General features: G+C 46.2%; 2 protein-coding genes. Both read left to right on the top strand.

The window, feature by feature from the left end:
- The first annotated feature begins 226 nt into the window (after window positions 1–226).
- Window positions 227–1,354, top strand: a complete 1,128-nt coding sequence (gene wecB, locus LAY57_RS30660; RefSeq protein WP_249070975.1) for a non-hydrolyzing UDP-N-acetylglucosamine 2-epimerase — start codon at window positions 227–229, stop codon at window positions 1,352–1,354.
- A gap of 469 nt (window positions 1,355–1,823) precedes the next feature.
- Window positions 1,824–3,710 (top strand): GDSL-type esterase/lipase family protein (locus tag LAY57_RS30655; protein ID WP_249070972.1); only part of this gene is annotated, 1,887 nt, incomplete at its 3' end.

Genomic DNA, 3,710 nt, shown 5'->3' with positions numbered 1-3,710 from the left:
TGTCCCCCTTGTCCCCCTTGTCCTCCTTGTCCTCCTTGTCCCCCTTGTCCTCCTTGTCCTCCTTGTCCTCCTTGTCCTCCTTGTCCTCCTTGTCCTCCTTGTCCTCCTTGTCCCCCCTATAACCAACTGTTTTTGACCACACCCTGTGTATTTCCCGATCGCTTGCCAGATGCCTGTAGGATTATGGCAGACTTATATTTGCACATTTGCTATCCACTCGTTTTTAATGCCCCAGTCACCTTTCACAGTTTGTATTATCGTCGGAACCCGTCCAGAGGCCATTAAACTAGCTCCGGTAATTCAGCGCTTTCAGGGTTCCTCATCTTTTGAGACGCGAGTGATTTTGACCGGCCAGCATCGAGAGATGGTGGATCAAGTGATGCAACTCTTCGATCTAAACTCTGATGAGGATTTGGCAATTATGCAGCCCCAGCAAACTCTAACAGATATTACCTGTCGGAGTTTACAAGGGTTAGAAACATTATTTCACCAGATGCAGCCAACTCTGGTGTTGGTGCAGGGAGATACTACCACTGCTTTTGCGGCGGCGCTGGCCGCATTTTATCAAAAGATTCCTGTGGGGCACGTAGAGGCAGGTTTGCGGACGGATGACCTGTTTAATCCCTACCCGGAGGAAGCAAATCGGCGTCTGATTTCTCAAGTCACCCAGCTACACTTCGCGCCGACTTCTTTAGCTGTGGAAAATCTGCGCCGTTCGGGTGTTGTGGGAGAAATTCACCAAACTGGCAATACTGTAATAGATGCTTTGTTGATGATGGCGCAACGTCAACCTGCTTGCAATATTCCGTCTTTAGATTGGCAGAAGTATCGGATGCTGTTGGCAACTGTTCATCGGCGAGAAAATTGGGGCGAACCGTTAAGGGATATCGCCCAAGGATTTCTACAAATTTTAAGTAAATTCCCGGATACGGCTTTGCTGTTACCTCTGCATCGAAATCCTACGGTGCGAGAACCGCTACAGGCAATGTTGGGTAACCATCCCAGAGTGTTTCTGACCGAACCTTTGGATTATAAGGAATTGGTAGGGGCAATTCAGCGCTCTTACTTGCTGTTAACTGATTCTGGTGGATTGCAGGAGGAAGCGCCTAGTTTGGGGAAGCCGGTGCTGGTGTTACGGGAAACTACGGAAAGACCGGAAGCGATCGCAGCTGGTACGGCCAAACTCGTGGGAACCAACCCAACCCACATTCTCGCCGCCGCAAGTGAGTTACTCAGTAACCCCAGTGTCTACAACGCAATGGCAACGGCTGTCAATCCCTTTGGCGACGGTCACGCGGCTGAACGCATTTTGCAAATTGTCGAGAATTACTGCTACAGAGAGATTACTGACTGACTTTTGAAATTATTGGTTTTGTCGCCCCTGGATTCATCCGTGGGGTCAATTCCATTATCCAAAATCATTTTTTTTTACTTCCTTCCTGCCAGAAGATTATCATTCTTTTTCCCCTCTGCCCCTCTGCCCTTCTGCGGCCTTTATAGATATTCTTTCAGCGAGAAAGGAGTAAGCGGTGTGTCGGGGTGGTCGAGTGGCGATCGCAATAGAGATATTTACGGGTTACTTTATACAAGCTTTACACTTTCGCGCCAAAATGGTGCTTATTTAAAAGAATTAGTAAAGATCTGATATTGCTTCTAGCCATATTTCTTAAGTATCTATTACAGTAGACATCAACAAACACCGTAAATATACCAAGATTCACTGACTCTTCAGGGTATTTATACATAAAGCTAGGAACTAGCTCTCCTAGTAAATACTGATGTGACAATTTTGTAGCTACAACAATTATTTTGGAGGAATGTATATGTCGTTCAAGATCATGCCCCTGGGTGACTCAATCAGCTATGGAGTGGTTAATTCACAAGTAGGTGATACGGAGAGCGGAGGTTACCGTACCGAATTGTGGAATTTATTTGGAGCGGATAATTTTAGTGCGGATATGGTAGGTTCCATATCCAGTGGCCCCAGCAACATCGATCGAAACAATGAAGGACATAGGGGGTGGAGAATCGATGAAATTTCCAGTTCGGTGGATGGGTGGTTAACCACGTATCAGCCGGATGCAATTATGTTGATGATTGGCACAAATGATATTTTACAGAATTACGATGTTAGCAATGCAGGCAATCGACTCAACACACTGGTTGACAAAATCACCAGTAAAGTACCTAATGCACGGTTGTTTCTAGGCTCTATTCCGCCATCTTTTAAATTTGCGGACGATGCAGCACAAGTCGCGACTTTCAACACTCAAGTTCTCCAAATTGCAAATAACAAGGTTTCTCAAGGCAAAAAAGTTACTTTTGTCGATATAAACAGTAAGCTAAACGAGAACGATTTAGCCGATAAAATTCACCCCACCATTGATGGCTATACCAAAATCGGCAATGCTTGGTACGACGCGCTTCTGCCTTTTACCGATATAAAGAAAACCACCCGGATACAAGCCGAGGACATGACGCTGACGAATTATAGCGTCGAATCAGGAAACAGCTCCGCCTTAGCCAGAAAGGTAATAAGTCTAGTCAATACACCAAACGCCACCGGCATCGCCTCCTTTAACTTTTCTGGCACGTCAGGCAAATACGATGTAGTCCTGGGTTACTATGACGAGAACGACGGACAAGCGCAACTCAAAGTAAAGATTGGGGGCAATCAGGTAGATCAGTGGACACTGAACCAAAACCTGGGCAGTGCATCGGTAAATAGTCAAACTAAGACGAGACGAACTGTTGCCACATCTTTCACCCTTAACCAAGGAACAAAGATCGAGATTCAAGGTACAGCAAACCAGACAGAGTATGGGCGGGTGGATTACGTAGAATTAATCCCTAACGAGATATCTTCAACAGCAAGTTTATCTGCCACAAACATTACAGAAGACGACGAAACCACTCACACTTTCTCCGTCACTTATACGGATAATGACGGTGTGAACTTGTCTACCATTGATGGTAATGACATCCGCGTAACTGGCACAAATAATTTCAACCAATTAGCGTACTTAGTAGGTGTCAATCAAAGCGGTGCTGATGTAACAGGCTTTTACCGCATCAACGCCCCTGGTGGTAGCTGGGATACAGCGGATAACGGCACTTACAATGTGGCGCTGCAAAACGGCGAGGTCAAAGATACTCAAAACAACGCCTTCCCAAGTGGCAATTTAGGAACATTCCAAGTCAACGTACCTCCGCCTTTGGGGAACATCCGCATTGAAGCTGAAAATATGCAGCGGACAACTTATCTGGTGGAGTCAAATAGTGCTGCTTCCAACGGTCAGTTAATCAGTCTAGCTCAATCTGGTGGTTCAAGCGGCACTGCTACCACGACCTTTAACGGTGCTAGCGGCATCTATGACGTAGTAGTTCGCTATTTTGACGAGAACGATGGACTTTCAACGCTGACGGCTAAAATTGGGGGTACGACGATAGCGCAATCGACTTTCAACCAAAATCTGGGCAATTCGGGGGCTAACAGTCAAACGGCGGTAACTAAAACGATCGCCACAAGTCTATCAATTAATCAGGGAACAACCATCCAATTACAAGGACTAGCAAACCAAGGTGAGTTTGCGCGAGTGGATTACATTGAATTCGTCCCCGTAGTAACACCTTCACCACCAGCTGACGTTACCCTACCGACGGCAAGCTTATCTGCTGACAACATTACAGAAGGAAATGGCACTACCCAG

The organism is Argonema antarcticum A004/B2 (assembly GCF_023333585.1).
GTDB classification, from domain to species: domain Bacteria; phylum Cyanobacteriota; class Cyanobacteriia; order Cyanobacteriales; family Aerosakkonemataceae; genus Argonema; species Argonema antarcticum.
The sequence above is the reverse complement of the archived record's forward strand: the minus strand, read 5'-3'. Positions and strand labels throughout refer to the sequence as shown.